The following is a 244-nucleotide window of genomic DNA, read 5'->3' on the forward strand; positions in this document are numbered from 1 at the left end:
ATCCAGCGGCAGGTCGGTGAGCGGCCAGCGGCTGTGACCCTCGTCCCAGGCCGTCTGCAGGCGGGAGTACTGGGCCGGCGGCACCGAGCCGCGGGCGTAGCCCACCAGGTCGTTGTCGGCCAGGTGGCGGGCGATCTGCGGCAACGCGGCCACCGGCTCGGCGGCCGGTGCATCCGGGGCGATCGTGGCGCGCTTGCACGCCCCCACCAGCCGCAGCCCGCACAGCGACAGCGACAGCACCCAG

At 75.4% G+C, this 244-nt stretch carries 1 pseudogene; it reads right to left on the bottom strand.

Features of this window, described 5'->3' with window-relative positions:
- Positions 1-244, bottom strand: a pseudogene (locus ACQG3P_RS21955) (hypothetical protein); the annotation flags it as partial.

This window comes from Stenotrophomonas sp. SrG (assembly GCF_050031795.1).
Classification (GTDB): domain Bacteria; phylum Pseudomonadota; class Gammaproteobacteria; order Xanthomonadales; family Xanthomonadaceae; genus Stenotrophomonas; species Stenotrophomonas rhizophila_A.